This window comes from Desulfosarcina alkanivorans, from assembly GCF_009688945.1.
In the GTDB taxonomy this organism is placed as follows: Bacteria; Desulfobacterota; Desulfobacteria; order Desulfobacterales; family Desulfosarcinaceae; genus Desulfosarcina; species Desulfosarcina alkanivorans.
The window spans coordinates 5,644,480-5,661,596 of the sequence record NZ_AP021874.1 but is presented as its reverse complement, the minus strand read 5'-3'; the positions used below and the strand labels follow the sequence as shown (position 1 = coordinate 5,661,596).

At 59.2% G+C, this 17,117-nt stretch carries 14 protein-coding genes; 8 read left to right on the top strand and 6 right to left on the bottom strand.

What is annotated here, in order from left to right; all coding sequences use genetic code 11:
- Positions 1 to 46: 46 nt before the first annotated feature.
- The 6 genes from DSCA_RS24650 to DSCA_RS24625 all read right to left on the bottom strand — a co-directional run bounded on the left by DSCA_RS24650 (position 47) and on the right by DSCA_RS24625 (position 6,382).
- Positions 47 to 847 carry an ABC transporter permease gene (locus DSCA_RS24650; RefSeq protein WP_155318976.1) on the bottom strand — a complete coding sequence of 267 codons (801 nt, stop codon included), beginning with the start codon at positions 845 to 847 and terminating at the stop codon, positions 47 to 49.
- A complete protein-coding gene (locus DSCA_RS24645; RefSeq protein WP_231716269.1) occupies positions 844 to 1,764 on the bottom strand; it encodes an ABC transporter permease in 921 nt (306 codons plus the stop codon). Before DSCA_RS24645 ends, DSCA_RS24650 begins: the two co-directional genes overlap by 4 nt.
- On the bottom strand, positions 1,745 to 2,806 hold the full coding sequence (locus DSCA_RS24640) for an ABC transporter ATP-binding protein (RefSeq protein ID WP_155318975.1): 1,062 nt from the start codon (positions 2,804 to 2,806) through the stop codon (positions 1,745 to 1,747). The genes DSCA_RS24645 and DSCA_RS24640 overlap by 20 nt, the downstream gene beginning before the upstream one ends.
- A 166-nt stretch (positions 2,807 to 2,972) precedes the next feature.
- Entirely contained in the window at positions 2,973 to 3,218 is a 246-nt protein-coding gene (thiS, locus tag DSCA_RS24635) for a sulfur carrier protein ThiS (RefSeq protein WP_231716557.1), read from the bottom strand.
- A gap of 5 nt (positions 3,219 to 3,223) precedes the next feature.
- Complete coding sequence (locus tag DSCA_RS24630; protein ID WP_155318973.1) at positions 3,224 to 4,951, bottom strand: aldehyde ferredoxin oxidoreductase family protein; 1,728 nt, start codon at positions 4,949 to 4,951, stop codon at positions 3,224 to 3,226.
- A 177-nt stretch (positions 4,952 to 5,128) separates the two neighbouring features.
- Complete coding sequence (locus DSCA_RS24625) at positions 5,129 to 6,382, bottom strand: saccharopine dehydrogenase family protein (protein WP_155318972.1); 1,254 nt, start codon at positions 6,380 to 6,382, stop codon at positions 5,129 to 5,131.
- A 595-nt stretch (positions 6,383 to 6,977) separates the two neighbouring features.
- Here DSCA_RS24625 and DSCA_RS24620 point away from each other — a divergent pair.
- The 8 genes from DSCA_RS24620 to DSCA_RS24585 all read left to right on the top strand — a co-directional run bounded on the left by DSCA_RS24620 (position 6,978) and on the right by DSCA_RS24585 (position 17,021).
- On the top strand, positions 6,978 to 8,534 hold the full coding sequence (locus tag DSCA_RS24620) for an ABC transporter substrate-binding protein (protein ID WP_155318971.1): 1,557 nt from the start codon (positions 6,978 to 6,980) through the stop codon (positions 8,532 to 8,534).
- A 79-nt stretch (positions 8,535 to 8,613) separates the two neighbouring features.
- Positions 8,614 to 9,558 (top strand): ABC transporter permease, encoded by a 945-nt coding sequence (locus tag DSCA_RS24615; RefSeq protein WP_155318970.1) that lies wholly within the window; start codon positions 8,614 to 8,616, stop codon positions 9,556 to 9,558.
- Between the two features lies 1 nt (position 9,559).
- Positions 9,560 to 10,423 carry an ABC transporter permease gene (locus tag DSCA_RS24610; protein ID WP_155318969.1) on the top strand — a complete coding sequence of 288 codons (864 nt, stop codon included), beginning with the start codon at positions 9,560 to 9,562 and terminating at the stop codon, positions 10,421 to 10,423.
- 4 nt (positions 10,424 to 10,427) lie between these two features.
- The gene (locus DSCA_RS24605; protein WP_197904659.1) at positions 10,428 to 11,435 is read left to right on the top strand and encodes an ABC transporter ATP-binding protein; all 1,008 of its coding nucleotides are present in this window, start codon (positions 10,428 to 10,430) and stop codon (positions 11,433 to 11,435) included.
- The gene (locus DSCA_RS24600) at positions 11,432 to 12,436 is read left to right on the top strand and encodes an ABC transporter ATP-binding protein (protein WP_155318968.1); all 1,005 of its coding nucleotides are present in this window, start codon (positions 11,432 to 11,434) and stop codon (positions 12,434 to 12,436) included. The genes DSCA_RS24605 and DSCA_RS24600 overlap by 4 nt, the downstream gene beginning before the upstream one ends.
- The gene (locus DSCA_RS24595; RefSeq protein ID WP_167527941.1) at positions 12,433 to 13,539 is read left to right on the top strand and encodes a C45 family autoproteolytic acyltransferase/hydolase; all 1,107 of its coding nucleotides are present in this window, start codon (positions 12,433 to 12,435) and stop codon (positions 13,537 to 13,539) included. Before DSCA_RS24600 ends, DSCA_RS24595 begins: the two co-directional genes overlap by 4 nt.
- Positions 13,540 to 13,664: 125 nt before the next feature.
- Positions 13,665 to 14,147, top strand: a complete 483-nt coding sequence (locus DSCA_RS24590; protein ID WP_155318966.1) for an Lrp/AsnC family transcriptional regulator — start codon at positions 13,665 to 13,667, stop codon at positions 14,145 to 14,147.
- Between the two features lie 543 nt (positions 14,148 to 14,690).
- Positions 14,691 to 17,021 carry a hybrid sensor histidine kinase/response regulator gene (locus DSCA_RS24585; protein ID WP_167527940.1) on the top strand — a complete coding sequence of 777 codons (2,331 nt, stop codon included), beginning with the start codon at positions 14,691 to 14,693 and terminating at the stop codon, positions 17,019 to 17,021.
- Positions 17,022 to 17,117 lie beyond the last annotated feature (96 nt).

The following is a 17,117-nucleotide window of genomic DNA, read 5'->3' as shown; positions in this document are numbered from 1 at the left end:
CATTGATAGTCATCAGTCGACGGCCTGTTGACTGAAAAAAGGCCCGTCATTTCTTTTCATGCTGGCGCGTGAACCGCTCCGTCGCAACGACCAATACCACCGTGACCAGCATGATCAGGGTCGACAGGGCATGGATTTGCGGGGTAACCCCCCGGCGAACGGCCGCGAAAATAAACAGCGGCAGGGTTTGCGACTCCGGACCGGCGGTGAAGAAGCTGATCACGAAATCATCCAGGGAAAGGGTGAAGGCCAGCATGGCGCCGGCGATAATGCCCGGCATCAACAGCGGCAGCATCACCTTCCGCAGCAGGTACCAGTTCGTGGCGAAAAGGTCCCGGGCCGCTTCCTCCACCTCGCTGCCGATGGCCACCAGGCGGCTGCGCACCACCAGGGCGACAAAGGCGATCTGAAAGGTGATGTGACCGATGATCATGTTCAGCAGGCCGGGTTCGAAAATGGACGATATCAGCCGGAGCAAACCGAAGGCCACCACCAGGGACGCGGCCAGAATGATGTCCGGAATGATCACGGGAATGTGCAGGATGATGTCCAGGAAATTGCTGGTCCGGCTGCGCCAGGGAAAGCGGTCCATGGCGATGGCCAGGATCGTACCGAGGATGGTGGCGACAACCGTGGATATCACCGCCAGCAGCAGGGTATTCCAGGCCGCTTCGAGAATCCATTCGTTTTCGAAGAGCTTGAGATACCATTTCAGGGAGAACCCTTTCCAGACGAGCCCGCGACGGGCCTCATTGACGGAGAATACCGCCACGCCGAAAAGCGGCAGGTAAAGAAAGGCCATGGTCAGATAGGAAATGGCGATGATTATCGGATGCTGGCGCCTCATACGACCTTGATCTCCTTTCCTTTACGGCGGTAGATCTGGAGCCCGATCATGGTGAGAACCATCAATCCCATGCTGATGGCCGCCCCGAACGGCCAGTCGCGGCTGGTTCCGAACTGCTGCTGGATGAGGTTTCCCACCAGCATGTACTTGGCCCCGCCGAGCAGATCGGGAACGACGAACATGCCCATGGCGGGAACGAAGGTCAGGATGATCCCCACCGACAGGCCCGGCATGGTCTGCGGCAGGATCGCCTGGGTAAAGGTTCGCAATCGCGATGCGTACAGGTCCTGGGCCGCTTCAACCAGCGACCAGTCCAGCCGCTCAACACTGGCGTAGAGCGGCAGGGTGACGAAGGGCAGAAACATGGACACCATGCCCAGATAGACGGCAAAGGCGTTCGGGTAAAGCGGGGTGCCGTCCGGGATAAAGCCGAAAACCGCCGCCAGCCGGGCAAAGGGCATCTCCGGTGACAGGATCAGAAACCAGGCATAAGCCCGGATGACCATGTTGGTCCAGAAAGGAATGATGACCAGGGTCAGCCACATGTAGCGGCTTCGTTCGGGACGGCCGGCAATGAAAAAACAGAGCGGATAGGAGAGGATCACGGATACCAGCGTGGTAAAAAAGGCCACCACCACCGATCGCCAGAGGATCATCAGGTAATCCGGTGTCCAGCCGAAGAGGGTGAAGCCGGCCAGGCGCTTGTAGTTTTCCAGGGTGAACGTCCACTCCAGCTGGCCGTAAGCCCCCCGGGTGACCACGCTCACGACCACCAGGACCAGGCCGGGCAGTACCAGAAAGAGCATCAGCCAGAGCATGCCGGGCATCAACAGCAGCGACCCGCGTTTGAGCAGCCGCTGCCGGGTGGTCAGTTCCCCGAACCAGGTTATCAGCGAATCAGCGCGTTTCGTCTTCAAGAATCACCAGTTCCTTGGGAGCCAGTTCCAGCCAGACCTCCCGGCCGGGATCGATTCGCCGGTAGGAACTGGTGCGCACGCGCAGCGGCCCCGGTTCCAGCCACAGGTCGAAATTGGTTCCCCTGTATACGATTTCAGTCACGCGGGCGCGAATTCCGTTGCGCTCGGGTTCCGTGTCTCCGATACCGATCCACTCCGGCCGGATGGCCACGGTGCCCTCCTGCCAGGCGGGCTCTTTTTCCAGGGCCAGAAATCCGAAGGCGGTCTGAACGCCGCCCGGCGCCTTGGTGCAGGGAATCAGGTTGGCGGCGCCGAGAAATTTGGCCACGAAGCTGTCCCTGGGGTTATCGTAGACGTCTTCGGGCGTCCCGCACTGGACCACGCGCCCCTGGCGCATCACGGCCAGCCGGTCGCTGCACACCAGGGCTTCGGCCTGATCGTGGGTCACCAGGATGAAGGTCCGCCCCAGCTTGCGCTGCAGGCGCCGCAGGTCTTCCTGCACCTGGGCGCGCAGGCGTGCATCCAGGGCGCTCATGGGTTCGTCGAGCAGCAGCACGTCGGGTTCGTTGACCAACGCCCGCGCCAGGGCCACCCGCTGCTTCTGGCCGCCGGACAACTGGTGGGGATGACGCCGGGCCATGGCGCTTAAATCCAGCATCTCCAGCCGACGCTCCACCCGTTTTTTGATTTCGGCCTCGGGAAACTTGCGGGAACGCAGGCCAAAGGCGATATTCTCGTAGATGGTCAGGTGGGGAAACAGGGCATAGCTCTGGAACACCGTGTTCACCTGGCGTTTGATGGCCGGCAGGCCGGTGATGTCCTTGCCACCGCTGTAAATCCGGCCCGAATCGGCCAGTTCGAGCCCGGCAATGATCCGCAAAAGGGTGGTCTTGCCGCATCCCGACGGGCCCAGCAGGGTAAAAAACTCCCCCGGTGACACATCGAGCGTCACGTCATCGAGGGCTTTGACATCCCCGAAGGTTTTGCAGACATGTTTTGCAATCAGGCCCTGGTCGGTGGTGAGATTCTGGTTTGGGTTCATATCCTCTGAGATCCGGGTGCGCGATTCATACGAAACGGTGATAACGGAATCATAACGACAGGTCCGCAACGATCATTCGGTTCCGGCGTCGATGGCGGGCCGCAACGGGCTATAGCAGCACCCGCACATCCTGCACAACCGATCCGGGCAACCGTCAAGCGGGAGCTTAACCGCCAAAAATCGGGTGAAACACCTTCACCACGGCCCTGTCCGGCAGCAGGTCGGCTTTTCTGGCCATCCGGCCGTTGACCGACACAATGCCGACCGACCGGGGGGGGATGCCCAGCTGGCCGATCAGGTCGGCCACCGTCGACGATGCCTGCAGGTGAACCACACAACCCGATTCATGTTGGTATCCCGGAACCCACTTGTCCAGGGTCCCGTAAAGCTTGACGGTCAGCTGCAGGGCCATGGCGGTCAAAAGTCGAAGGTCTTTTCCATGGCGGCATCACTGATCACCACCACCTTGTTGTGGGGCGGCAGCGGCTCCTCGTAGAACATGCGCGGCAGATGATCGTCCGCGGGGGTGAAGCCGGCCCGGCGGTTGAAGTCCCGCTCGGCCCGGAGAACGCGCAGCCCCAGTTCCCGCCAGGATTGTTCGGTGAATGGATTCCCGGATTTGGCCGCGACCATGCGGTAGACATTGGCGATCCCTTCCGGGGAGGCCAGGCCGCTCTGGGCAAAGTCGCAGATGCCCACCGAATCCACGGCCGCCATGTGGATCTGCGTATCGCGGGACGCCGCCACCTGGCCATCGGCCGAAAACCGGTCCAGGGTTCCCCCGAAGGACTCCAGGTTCTGGTCCACCACCCAGCCGGCAGTGTGGTCCCCTCCCATGGGCGAGGTGGCATAGGTCACCGCCATACCCTGAATGGCGCGCGGATCATAGGCGGCCATGCTCTGGCCCTTCATGACCGGCACACGGGTGTGGTTGAAATGCCTGCCCACGGCAGCCGGCCCATTTCCGAGAATCCTTCCGAAAGCGCTTCCCGCGGCCACCTCCTCCACCATCTCGATGGCGGCCCGGGCGTCGCCGAAGGATCTGTATCCGGCATCCATGGCCACGGCCACGGCCACGCCGGTGCTGATGGTATCCAGACCGATGTCGTCGCAGAGGTGGTCGAGCCGGGCGATGGCGTCCAGGTCGTCGTTGCCGATCATCCCGCCCATGGACCAGATGGTTTCGTATTCCAGGGAGGAGGTAACGAAGCGGCCATCCGGATCCACATACTCGTTGGAACAGTCGATGATGCAGCCGGCGCATCCCTTGTGGGCGTTCTTGCCCCCGCGTTCACGGATGATCCGGGCCATGGTCTCTCCGCTGATCCTGTCGGCGCCCTCGAACTGCCCCTCGCGCGCATTGCGGGTGGGAAAGGCCCCGGCTTCATTGATCGGCGCCACCAGGGCAGCCGACCCCAGGGCCGGCAGGATCTCGCCGCTGAACTCATCGGCCTTGACGGCTTTGGCATACTCCCTGGCCGCCGCCTTGAACGCATCGGGGTCGTCCAGCGGGTCGGCAAGCTTGCCCGACCGGCGGACAATGATGGCCTTCAGCCCTTTGGATCCCATCACCGCACCCAGCCCGCCGCGGCCCGCCGCCCGGCAGGGGCGTCCGTCCAGGTCGGTGGTTTGAATGGAAGCCGCCGCCAGCTGCATTTCGCCGGCCGGACCGATACAGGTGATACTGTTGTTTTCACCGTGGGCGGCTTTCAGTTTTTCCACCAGGGCATAGGTTCTCATCCCCTGGCAGTCCGATGCATCCAGCAGCCGGGCGTTGCCCGCTTCATCGATCTCGAGGACCCGGCATTGGCCGGCGGCGGCCATCCCCTCGACCACCACGGCGGTGATGCCCAGGCTGGCCAGCGACGCCGCGACGGTTCCGCCCACATTGCTTTCCTTGATTCCGCCGGTCAGGGGGCTTTTTGCGCCCACGGAGAGGCGGCTGGTATTGATCAGCGGCGTACCGCTGAAGTAGCCCGGAGCAAAAACCAGGACGTTGTCCGCCCCCAGCGGATCGCAGTCGGCGGGAACATGGTCGTTGATGTATGAAGATGTCAATGCCCGCCCCCCGATCCCCCGGTAGGCGTCCGGCACGGTTTCAGTCACCACCGTCTTTTCCGACATATGGACACGGATGAATTTCATCTGGCCTCCTTTTCCCCTGTGGGTTGAACTGGTTTAAACCGCCGCGTGGCTGCCGGCGGAAGATGCACCCGCCCATGCGTCCGACCACCGCCGACGGAACCGGCCGGTCAACGGTCTCGCAAAAGAGGATGTCCGGGTGGCGTTCCGTCTGCCGCCGGCAATGGACGCCGCCTGGCTTCAGGCTTCTTTTTTTCGATTTTCACGAGAATAGACGCTTTTCTGCTGCTGGGTTTCGTCGATGGTCACCCCCAGGTCAGCCAGGTTGCGGAAACAATATTCCCGGGCATCCGCTTCGAGCTGTTCGGGAACGAAAAGCCCCGGTTCGGAAAAGGCGTCATCCACCATCATTTTAACAAAGACCGAAGCGCACTGGCCGGTCAGGTAGGCTTCATGGCTGAGGCCCGACGTTTCGAAGGCTTCCACCAGGCCCGGCCCCATGGCATAACTGTCGATGCGGATGGGGTTCCCGTCCTTGAAGCCTTCCACGCGGACCAGAAAGGCCCCCTCTTCGGCCACGACCCCGTCATTGATGATGGCTTTGAGTTCATCCGGATATTTCGGGGCCGGGGGGCACAGCTTGAGAATGAGGTCCATGGGAACGATTTTCGTGCCGTCGACATCCACCGGTTCGTCGGACAGCAGTCCCATTTTGTAAAACAGTTCGGAGAGTTTCACGCCGAAGCCGCCATACTTGAATTCCACATTTTTGACTCCCTTGAGAACCGTGTCGGCCAGCAGCCCCATGGTGACCGGCTCATCGTGCTCATGGTCCACCATGCGCACTTCACGATCGATTCCCATCAGCTTCATCCGGATGGGGCGGCTGAAAGGAATATCGATGACATGCCTGCCGTTTTCATAGCGGAAGGTCTTGTAGGCCATATCCCAGAAAGCCACCTCAGGCGACCACCAGAAGGGGGTGAATCGCTTGGTCAGCACATTCTCATAAACGAAGATACTGATGGTTTCGCAGCTGTCCATCTTTTCCACGGATTCCCTGGCCATGACATTGGCCAGGCCGGGCGACGACCCGCCCCCGACGAGGGCGGTCAGCCCTTTGGCTTTGAAGCGGTCATGCCATTCGGAAAAGAGCAGCTTGTAACTTTCAACGAAACCGATATCTTCCATGGGGCCCGCCATGTCAAAGTAAGACGCGTTGACCGCCAGCGCCGCCTCCATGACACGGAGGTTGAAATCCAGCGGCAGGCCGTTGACGATCAGGTCGCATCCCCTGGCCGCGTCAATGACATTGTTGACGTCACTGGCGTCCAGTTGAAGGGCTTTGGCCTTGCTGAGCGATCCGCTCAGGGCCTCTGCGGCCTTGCGGTCATAATCCGCACAGATAATTTCAGACACCCCCGGATGCTCGTTCATCCGTTTGGCAACCGTACTTCCCTGGGCGCCGACCCCGATCACAATAATGCGTTTCATGCTTTCTCCTTATGGGACTGAATTAAACGGTCTACAGAATCCGGCATGCGGTCTCCGGGTCCGGGGACAGCGTGTCCGGCAGGATGCCCGCGATTGCCGTCGGATGGCTTTGCGCTCCGGGCGCCGATACCCAACTGCCGACCGGAATCAAACAGTGCAACCAGTTTCTTTCATAGCCCATAATAGTTTCTATTTCAACAAAATTATTGACATTTTTAATGTTTTCCACTAAAAATTGGGTCAATTTTAACGTGTTTCGACAAGAATCTATCTACATTTTTGTATAACCAGTTTGTCGCCGTCGATTTTTATGTATTGGCAATAAGATGACAAAATACTATTCAAACAAACAGTTAACCATTAATTAGCGTATGGCCCAAAGCCGTCGCTGCGCATTACAATTTTGTAGCGTCTGGCATCACACGCGGTTGTCACACCGGTTGCATTCAATCGGCGACGAATTTCGCACTGGCTTTTCGAACATACGGCAGGTTTGAGAAGATCCTGACAATTCGGATTTTCCAAAAAAGAAGTCGATGCCCAATCAAAAGAAGGTCACAACTTTTAACACTGCTTAGCAAAACAAGGGGGTTTCATGAAAAAAAAAGTGCCATTGTGTCTGTTGCGTTTATGCATTGTCCTACTGGCGGTTTTACTTGTCAACACCTCTTCCCTTTTCGCCATGACGCCCCAATCGGGCGGCACCCTTCGGCTGAGCATGAATGTGGACATCAAGAGCCTCGACCCGCATCAGATCGGCTGGCAGAATCATGAAGTGCTGCGCCAGGTGTTCGAAGGCATCCTGGCCGTGGACGACGGCTTCGGCATCATTCCCGGCCTGGCCCACAAATGGGAGGTATCGGACGACGGCCTGGCCTACACCTTCCATATGAGAAAAGGGGTCAAGTTCCACAACGGCAAGGAGATGACCGCCGACGATGTCAAGGCGACCCTGGACCGGCTGACGGTTTCAAGCATCAAAAGCAAGTTCGAAACCATCGCCAGAACAGAGGTCACCGGTCCCTATCGGGTCACCGTGACCCTTTCCAAACCGACGGCCACGTTCCTGATCAACCTGGCCAGCCCCTACACCGTCGGCGTGATGCCCAAAGAGGAGATCGAGCGGCAGGGCGACAATATTCAGCACCCGGTGGGCACCGGTCCCTTCGCCTTTGTGGAATGGATTCCGGACCGGCACGTCAAACTGAAGCGCTTTGCAGACTACTGGGGCGGCGAGGGTGAAGCCACGGGTACCGGCGGCAAAAAGACCGCCTATGCGGACGAGGTGATCTTCCGCCCCATGACCGAACGGGCCGTGCGCGTGTCTGCCCTGGAGGCCGGAGACCTCGACCTCGTGGCCATTCCCAGCGCCGAGCGCCAGCGGCTCTCCACCAACCCGAACCTGGTGATCGCCGGAACCGGCCCCACCTTCGAGTTCTGGAATTTCTGGTTCAACTGCAAGGCGGGCTCGCCCTTTGCCGACCTGAACCTGCGCAAGGCCTTTGCCCACGCGGTCAACAAGCAGGAAATGCTGCTGGCCACCACCGGCGGGACCGGCGTGGTCGTCAATTCCCCCTTCCCCAATTATTCCTTCTGGTACACCAAGGCCCACGCTCCGGAAGCCGGGCCCGGGTACGACCCGGCATTGGCCAAGGCGTACCTGAAGAAAAGCGCCTACAAAGGCGAGACCATCAAGATCATCACCAGCAAGGGGTATCCGGCCATGGACAAACAGGCCGTGATGGCCCAGGCCCATTTAAAACAGGTGGGCATCAACACCGAGTTGGAGTACCATGACTGGTCCTCCCTCTTTGAAAAGTACAAATCGGGCGATTTCGACGTGGTCTCCTACGGTTACGGATCCCATGCCGACCCGGATTTTTTCTACTATGCCCGCATGCTCAGCACAAACACCTTCAACGGTTGGGGCAGCCCCGAACTGGACCGGCTGGCCGAAGCAGCCCGATCCACGACGGACCTGGAAAAACGCAAGGCACTTTATGACCAGGCCCAGCAGATCATCAACGCCGAGTTGCCGCTGCTCTTTACCTTCTCCGAGGAGTACTTCTACGGATACGGCAAGAAGCTCCATGGGTTCAAGCCGTGGGGCGCTTTTTTTCTGCGAATCTGGGACGTCTGGATCGAAAAATGATCTGTCTCCCGTCCTTTATCGCGCCATCCCTCCCCGGAGGGATTGCGTTTGACACCGCCGATCGGCTCAGGGGTCCGGCATGAGCGTCTCCTATCTGCTCAAACGGTTGATGGCCGCGATCCCCGTGCTGTTCATCGTTTCGGTGATGGTCTTTTTGTTCCTGCGCATGATTCCAGGCGATCCGGCAACGGCCATGCTGGGGCGCAATGCCAGTGCGCAGGAGATCGAGGCCGTAAGGTTGAAGATGGGACTGGACCGCCCCCTGCCGGTTCAGTACGCCACCTGGCTGGGCAAGGCCCTGCACGGGGATCTGGGTCTGTCGGTCATCAGCGGCCGGTCCATCTCCCGATCCATCCTCGAACGGCTGCCCCACACCATGGCCCTGGCGTTTCTGGCCATCGCCATCGCCATTGCCATCGCCATCCCGTCGGGCGTCACTGCCGCAGTCAGGCAGAACACACTGACCGATCGGGCCGTCATGCTCTTCTCGCTGCTGGGGGTGTCCCTGCCCAGCTTCTGGGTGGGCATTCTCTTTATCATTCTCTTTTCCGTCCAGTTGGGCTGGTTTCCGTCATCTGGATATGTCTCGATCTTTGAAAATTTTTTCCAGGGAATACGCTACCTGCTGCTGCCGGCCGTATCCCTGGCGCTGGTCATGGCTGCGGTATCGGCCCGCATGGCCCGTTCGGCCATGCTGGAGGTGTTGCGCCAGGACTACATCCGCACCGCCCGGGCCAAAGGACTGAGCCGGTGGGCGGTGGTCATCCGCCACGGCTTGAAAAACGCCATGATCCCGGTCATCACCGTCATCGGCCTCGATTTCGGCTGGCTGCTGGGGGGCACCGTGGTCATTGAAACGGTTTTCGGCATCCCGGGAATGGGACGCCTGGTGGTCTATTCCATCCTGAACCGCGACTATCCGGTGGTTCAGGGGGTGATCCTTTACATGGCCATCATCTACATGCTGGTCAACCTGCTGGTGGATTTCATCGTCACCCTGATGAACCCCCGGATCCGCTATTGACATGACAGAGCACTCATCAAAAACCCAAAAGGGCTTTCGCCAGGGACGGACATGGCGTTCGCTGAAGCGCAACACACTCGCCATGAGCGGGTTCGCCATCATTGCGGCGTTGATCTTTTTCAGCGTCTTCGCGCCGGTGCTGGCCCCGTTCGATCCAGCCGAGGTTCGCATTCTCGACCGGCTCCAGGCGCCAGGCGCCCATCACTGGATGGGCACCGATGAATTCGGGCGCGACATTTTCAGCCGGGTGCTTTACGGCGCCCGGGTGTCGCTGCTGATTTCATCCCTGGTCGTCCTTTCTGCCGGCATCGTCGGGGCAACAATGGGACTGGCCGCCGGCTATTTCCTGGGGCCGGCCGATTTCATCGTCATGCGCATCATCGACGGCCTGATGGCGTTTCCGGCCCTGCTGCTCAGCCTGGCCATCATGGCCGCCCTGGGCCCCGACACCGTCAACCTGGTGGTCGCCCTGGCCATCGTCTACGTACCGGGATTTGCCCGCCTGACCCGCAACGCCGTGCTGTCCATCCGCGAGCTGGAGTATGTGGAAGCCAGCCGGGCCGTCGGCGCCGGGCACCTGCGGATCATGTTCGATCACGTGCTGCCCAATTGCCTCACCCCGCTGATCGTTCAGGCCACGGTGGTGTTCGGCTATGCCATCCTCTCCGAAGCGGCCCTGAGCTTTCTGGGTTTCGGCGCACCGTCCAAGGCCAGCTGGGGCGCCATCCTGAGCGACGGCCGCGACTGGGTTTTCAACGCCCCCTGGATCAGCATCTATCCGGGGATCGCCATCTCTCTCTTCGTGCTGGGCGCCAACCTGGCCGGTGACGGCCTGCGCGACATTCTCGATCCGAGGACCGAATAAAACCGTGAACGATACCGCCTCCCATAGCGACCGTGACCCCCTTCTGGTATGCCGGGACCATTCGGTGGTTTTCACCACCCACCGGGGTCGATTCACCGCCGTGGAAAACATCGGCTTTTCCATCGACCGGGGCGAAGTGGTGGGCATCGTGGGCGAGAGCGGATGCGGCAAAAGCCTCACCGCCCTCTCCCTGCTCGGTCTGCTGCCCGAACCCGGCTTTCCCGCCGGTGGCGAAATCCGCTTCGAAGGCCGGAACATGGAGCACCTCAGCGATCGTCAGCTCCAGGCCATCCGCGGCAACCGCATCTCCATGATCTTCCAGGAGCCGATGACCTCGCTCAACCCGACCCAGCGCATCGGCAGCCAGATCATGGAGCCCATGCGCCTGCACCGGGGCCTCGACCGCGCCGCCGCCCATGCACGCGCCGTGAAGGCACTGGAGAGTGTGGGCATTCCCGCCCCGCGCCGGCGCATGAACGAATACCCCCACCAGCTCTCCGGGGGCATGCGCCAGCGGGTGATGATCGCCATGGCCATCTGCTGCAACCCGGCCCTGCTGGTTGCCGATGAGCCCACCACGGCCCTGGATGTAACCATCCAGGCGCAGATTCTCGACCTGCTGCGCAAACTGGTGGCGGAGCGGGAGATGGCCGTGCTGTTCATCACCCACGACCTGGGGGTGGTGGCCGAAATCTGCCACCGGGTCATGGTCATGTATGCGGGTCGCATCGTCGAATCGGCCCCGGTCCTCGATCTTTTCGAATCGCCCCTGCATCCGTATACCAGCGGCCTCATGGCATCGATTCCCCGCATCGACGGGCGCGTGGAAACCTTGTACAACATCCCCGGTGTGGTGCCCGGTATCAGCGAATTTGCCGACACCGGATGCCGCTTTGCTCCGCGATGCGACCGGCGTATGGCGGTCTGCGAGCAAATTACGCCCCGGCTGAATTCACATCGCCCCCATCACCAGGTGGCATGCCATCTTTACGAAAAGGAAGCCGGCCCATGAATACGGCCCCTCTGGTGTCTGTCCGGCACCTGGAAAAGCAGTTTCCCGTCGGTGAATGGCGCCCCTTCCAGCCCAGGGAGTCCGTCAAGGCCCTGGACGATGTCTCCTTCGATATCCGGAAGGGGGAAACCTTCGGTCTGGTGGGTGAGAGCGGGTGCGGCAAATCCACGGTGGCCCGTGTGATGCTGGGCCTGATCCCCCCGTCCGGCGGCCAGGTGCATTTCGATCAGCACAACATCTTCAACCTGGACCGGGAGGCGCTGCGGCTGCTGCGCAAGCGCATGCAGATCATCTTCCAGGATCCCTTCAGTTCCCTGGACCCCCGCAAAACCATTGAGAAGATCGTGGCCGAGCCGCTGACCGTTCACCGGATCGGCAGCGTTGACGAAAGACGTTCCCGTGTCCGGGAACTGCTGGGGCGGGTCGGCCTGACACCGGCGGCCTTCAACCGCTACCCCCATGAGTTCAGCGGCGGGCAGCGCCAGCGCATTGCCATTGCCCGCGCCCTGGCGCTTGATCCGGACCTGATCGTCTGCGACGAACCGGTGTCGGCCCTGGATGTGTCGATCCAGGCCCAGGTACTCAACCTGCTCAAGCAATTGCAACGCGACATCGGCCTGACCTATCTGTTCATCTCCCACGACCTGAGCGTCGTCAAACACATCAGCGACCGGGTGGGCGTCATGTACCTGGGATCCATCATCGAAATCGCACCGGTGGACGACCTGTTCCGGCGGCCGATGCACCCGTACACCCTCTCGTTGATGTCCGCCCTGCCCGTTCCGGACCCCCGCGCCCAGGGCAGGCGGGTGCTGCTGCAGGGCGATGTGCCCAATCCGATCCATCCGCCCGACGGATGTCGTTTTCACACCCGTTGCTTCATGGCCGAGCGCCGATGCCGGACACAGCGCCCCGGCCTGAAAGTATGGGGAGAGGGCCATCAGGTCGCCTGCCACCTGGCGGATCGGAGCAACCACACGTTGAAAGGAATCATGTCATGACCACCGGGCAACTGCCCTTCCCCCTTATCGTAATGGAAGGCCCGCCCCGCCAGCGGGGGATCACTTACGGCGCTGCCTGCCGGGATCGCATCCGGGCCACCATCGATTTTTACCGGTTTATCTTCCGGGCCGAGGGCGGGCTGGACTGGCCCCGGGCGCTGGACGCCGCTGCCGGGTTCGCCAAACCGATCGAATCATACGATCCGGATATCATGGAGGAGATACGGGGGATCGCCCAGGGCGCCAGGGTCGATCTGAACGAGATTCTGGCCATCAACACCCGCAGTGAACTGCTCTTTCTGCTCACATCCGGCGCGGCCCCGCCAAAACCCTGCTGCACATCCATCGCCACGATTCCGTGGCCGGAAACCGGCGGGTCGATGCTCATGGCCCAGAACTGGGACTGGTACCGCAAGACCATGGACAATTGCGTACTGCTGCTGATCCGGCAGCCGCCCCGGCCGACGGTGTTTCAGCTGGTGGAAGCAGGCCTGATCGCCAAGATGGGTATGAATTCAGAAGGGATCGGCCTTTGCACCAATGCCCTGCTGACCGACGGATGGCGGGTGGGCGTGCCCTACCATGCCGTCCTGCGGGGCATCCTCAACGCCCGGCGCGCAGTGGATGCCATCGGCGCCGTCACGCAAACCCGGCGGGCGTCGGCAGGGAACTACCTCATCGGGCACGGTGATTGGTTTGCCGTGGACGTCGAAGCCTCTCCCGGCCACCTCAACATTCTCTATCCGGAAAAAGGACTGTTGACCCACACCAACCATTTTTTGGCACCCAACCCCGCCAATGCCGATTTGATGCCGGCCCGTTGGCCGGATACGATTGTTCGCGGCGCCAGGGCCGGGCAGTTATGCGCCGAAAGAGACCAGGGCGACGATATGATCTGGATCAAGCGGACGCTGAAAGACCATTTCGACCACCCCGCCAGCATCTGCACCCACCCCTGCGGGCTGGTCGACCCTGATGCCGAATGGCAGACCAATGCATCCATGATCATGGCCCCGGACCGTCGAATGATGTACCTCTCCCAGGGGCCGCCCTGTGAAAACGACTATCACCGGATCGATGTGGGCGCCCTTTTCGACCGGTAAGCAGGGTCGCCGGCAGCCGCTCGGTAACACCCGGCAAGCAGGTCCCTTGACATTCGGAACCGATCGGCATTAGTGGTCCATGGAGAAACCCGGCCAATCAATCTATCCATCGGGAGAATGCCAGCATGAAGCCAAACGGATCCAAGATCAAAAAGCTCAACCGCGTCGATCGACAAATGGTATCGCTGCTTCAAAAAGATGGCCGCATGCCCATCGTCGCCATCGCCAAGGAACTGGGTATTTCCGAGACCACCGCCAGGAGCCGCTTGAAACGGCTGCTGGCGGACGACGTCATCAAGGTGGTTGCCGTCAGCAACCCGATCCAGCTGGGATTTGAAATCATCGGAAACATCAAGCTGAGCATCGACCTGAAAAAAACGGAGACCATTCTGAGGGCACTGAAAAAGATCGACGCCCTGAGTTATGTTGCCCTGACCACCGGCGGCAGTGACATCGATATCGAATTCATTGCCGGCTCCCTGGCAGAATTCAGAACACTGGTGTTCGAACGCATCAGCCAGATCGACGGCGTAAATTCGGCGGAAACCTCCCTGATTGTGGAAATCATAAAAGACACGTGGGATTTTGGGACGGCATGGGATGATTAGATGAGAGCGTCTCATCAAAACGGCCACCCCATCCAACTGCGGGACGATCACCCTGTCCGGGGGGCAATTTATTCGACGAACCGATGGGCCGCCATTCAGACATGAAAGTGGTCTCATCCTTACCAAATCAAGAAACGAATCTGTGGCCTAATGAGCTTCGTTGAAAACCCGGGTCATGCAAAAACGAGCTGTCACAACAGCACGAAATATGGTACCTGAAGGCTGAATCACCTGCGTTCTATTAACGTCGTTTTTCGTGCGATATCCTCCCGAAACAAAACGGCAGTATCGCTATCGTTGATCAGAGGTCCGGCACATGCACCATTTTGGATGGTCCTTGACCATCACAACCCGTTCATTCTTTTCATGAATTTCAGCATTTGTTCGCAGCCTAGTCCTTTTTCCCGATCAAAGCGGCAATTGCGACCCCCTGCACCTGCTGACACTGACGTCCGACGAATCTGTCGATTTCGCCTGTTGTTCCGTCTTTATGGCACCAGGCCACATACCGACTGGGGATCATACGGCTGGAGAAAAATTAAAATGACGGCTCTCGACCACTACCTCAAGGATAAACGGCCCTTATTGGAAAGTGTTTTTAATGCCATTCAGGACGGCGTCATCGTCATGGACCGTGATTTTACGATTGTTCACACCAATCGCTGGATGGAAGAAAAGTACGCATCCCAGATGCCATTGATCCACAGGAAGTGCTACGACGCTTTTCGGAACAGGCAGGAACCCTGTTCCGGGTGCCCCTGCATGGTGTCTCTGGATACGGGAAAACCGCACATTGAGATCCTGCCGCATCCTACGGGACAGCGTCCTTCCGAATGTTTTGAGGTGTCCGTTTCCCGACTGGAAGACGATGCGGGCAATGTGATGGGAGCCATCGGACACGTGAAGGACATCACCGGTCACAGACAGGCGGAAGCGCTGCTGAAAGATGAAATAAACCGTCGGCGAATTCTGGTGGAACAGTCAAGAGACGGGATCGTTGTTCTGAAACCCGACGGCAAATTATATGAGGCCAACCAGCAATTTGCCCGGATGCTCGGATACTCGCTTGAAGAACTCCACCAGCTTCATGTGTGGGACTGGGACGCTCAGTTCAACAAAGATCAGCTGATGGAAATGCTGGCGGCCATCGACGATAGCGGAGATCACTTCGAAACACGGCACCGCCGCAAAGACGGCACCTGCTACCATGTCGGGATCAGCACCAACGGCGCCGTTTACAGGGGGCAGAAACTGATATTCTGCGTATGCCGGGACATCACCGAGCGCATTACCGAACAAAAACGAATTGAAGAGGCCCTGCTCCTGACACAGTTTTCCTTCGACAAAGCCTCGATCAGTATCTTCCGGGCCGGGAAGGATGGTCGGATTCTGAACGCTAACGAACAAGCCTGCAAAAGACTCGGATACAACCGTGAAGAGCTTTGCAAAATGCGTGTTTACGATGTCGATCCGGGCCTGTCCGTCGAGGACCGGAATAAATTATGGCGGCGCCTGTGTGAAAAAGGCACCGTGAACTTTGAGGCTGTCCATCGCCGCAGGGACGGGACGACCTTTCCCGTGGATGTCACGGCGAACCTGCTTGAATTTAAAGGGAGAAAATATTCCATCTGGTTTGTCCGGGACATCACCAGGCAAAAAAATGACGAGCGGCAAAAAACCATCATGGAGGCGCATCTTCGCCAGACCCAGAGGATGGAGGCCCTGGGAACGCTTGCCGGCGGCATCGCACATGACTTCAACAACATCATTTCAGCCGTTTCCGGATACGCTGAACTGGCACGGCTGAGGTGTTCGGAGCACCCCAAGTTGCAGCATTACATCGATCAGATCAGTATTGGCAGTGTGCGGGCAAAGTGTCTTGTCCAGCAGATACTGACGTTCAGCAGACAGGGCAAATCGGAAAAAAGGAATATCGATATCAGCAGCGTGATCGATGAAACCTTGAAATTAATCAGGGCGACCCTTCCCTCAACCATTGAAATCAGGCAACATATCAAACCGACTATCGGTGACGTGTTTGCGGACGAATTACAGATACAACAGGTAATAATGAACCTTTGCACCAATGCATTCCATGCCATGCAGAAAGAAGGCGGCTTGCTCGAAGTCGACCTTGGCCCTGTCACCATTGGCGTTTATGATTCGTCGAGCTATCCGGTAATTCGTCCGGGAAAGTACCTGAAACTCATGGTGGCCGACACCGGCCATGGTATGGATCAGGATCGGTTGGCTCAAATTTTTGATCCCTATTTCACAACCAAGAAATCAGGCAAGGGAACCGGCATGGGACTGTCGGCGGTTCATGGGATCGTAAAGGACCACGGCGGGAGCATCAAAGTTTACAGCCGAGCCGGTGTCGGCACGACGTTCCAGGTTTTTCTCCCCCTGACCGAAAAACCGTCCGCCCCGCCAACAGGGGAAACCAGGCTCTTTTCATCCAGTACAGGGTATATCCTCTTTGTCGACGATGAGGCGCAATTGACGGAGATTGGAAACGAATTGCTGGAAGGGCTGGGGTATCTGGTTGAGACCCGGTCAAGTCCCATTGACGCCATTGAAGCCTTCCGGATGAATCCGAACAAGTACGATCTGGTCATTACCGATATGACCATGCCGAAAATGACCGGTGAAAAACTGGCCGAAGAAATCAAAAAAATCAGACCAGACATACCCATCATTCTCTGTTCGGGGTTCGGTGTGAACATCGACGCCGAGACCCTGGCGGAGATTGGCGTAAAACAGGTGCTGATGAAGCCGGTCACCCTGAATCACCTGGCGAAGACTGTCCGGAAAGTGCTTGACCATGAGGGGGCCGAATGGGGCCCGCTTCCCGTAAAAGAACCGTCACCCTGACCCCTGGCCCGATGATTTCAGGCAATGCCCATTCCGGCACGGATGCCAGTGCGTAAAATGACGGCGGCACCCGGAACAGCCCTCACGTGGCCAAAG

Excerpts from the sequence above, each read along its gene's own strand:
- DSCA_RS24650 (WP_155318976.1), bottom strand. The coding sequence starts at position 847 with ATGAGGCGCCAGCATCCGATAATCATCGCCATTTCCTATCTGACCATG.
- DSCA_RS24640 (WP_155318975.1), bottom strand. The coding sequence starts at position 2,806 with ATGAACCCAAACCAGAATCTCACCACCGACCAGGGCCTGATTGCAAAA.
- thiS (WP_231716557.1), bottom strand. The coding sequence starts at position 3,218 with ATGGCCCTGCAGCTGACCGTCAAGCTTTACGGGACCCTGGACAAGTGG.
- DSCA_RS24630 (WP_155318973.1), bottom strand. The coding sequence starts at position 4,951 with ATGAAATTCATCCGTGTCCATATGTCGGAAAAGACGGTGGTGACTGAA.
- DSCA_RS24625 (WP_155318972.1), bottom strand. The coding sequence starts at position 6,382 with ATGAAACGCATTATTGTGATCGGGGTCGGCGCCCAGGGAAGTACGGTT.
- DSCA_RS24620 (WP_155318971.1), top strand. The coding sequence starts at position 6,978 with ATGAAAAAAAAAGTGCCATTGTGTCTGTTGCGTTTATGCATTGTCCTA.
- DSCA_RS24615 (WP_155318970.1), top strand. The coding sequence starts at position 8,614 with ATGAGCGTCTCCTATCTGCTCAAACGGTTGATGGCCGCGATCCCCGTG.
- DSCA_RS24610 (WP_155318969.1), top strand. The coding sequence starts at position 9,560 with ATGACAGAGCACTCATCAAAAACCCAAAAGGGCTTTCGCCAGGGACGG.
- DSCA_RS24600 (WP_155318968.1), top strand. The coding sequence starts at position 11,432 with ATGAATACGGCCCCTCTGGTGTCTGTCCGGCACCTGGAAAAGCAGTTT.
- DSCA_RS24595 (WP_167527941.1), top strand. The coding sequence starts at position 12,433 with ATGACCACCGGGCAACTGCCCTTCCCCCTTATCGTAATGGAAGGCCCG.
- DSCA_RS24590 (WP_155318966.1), top strand. The coding sequence starts at position 13,665 with ATGAAGCCAAACGGATCCAAGATCAAAAAGCTCAACCGCGTCGATCGA.
- DSCA_RS24585 (WP_167527940.1), top strand. The coding sequence starts at position 14,691 with ATGACGGCTCTCGACCACTACCTCAAGGATAAACGGCCCTTATTGGAA.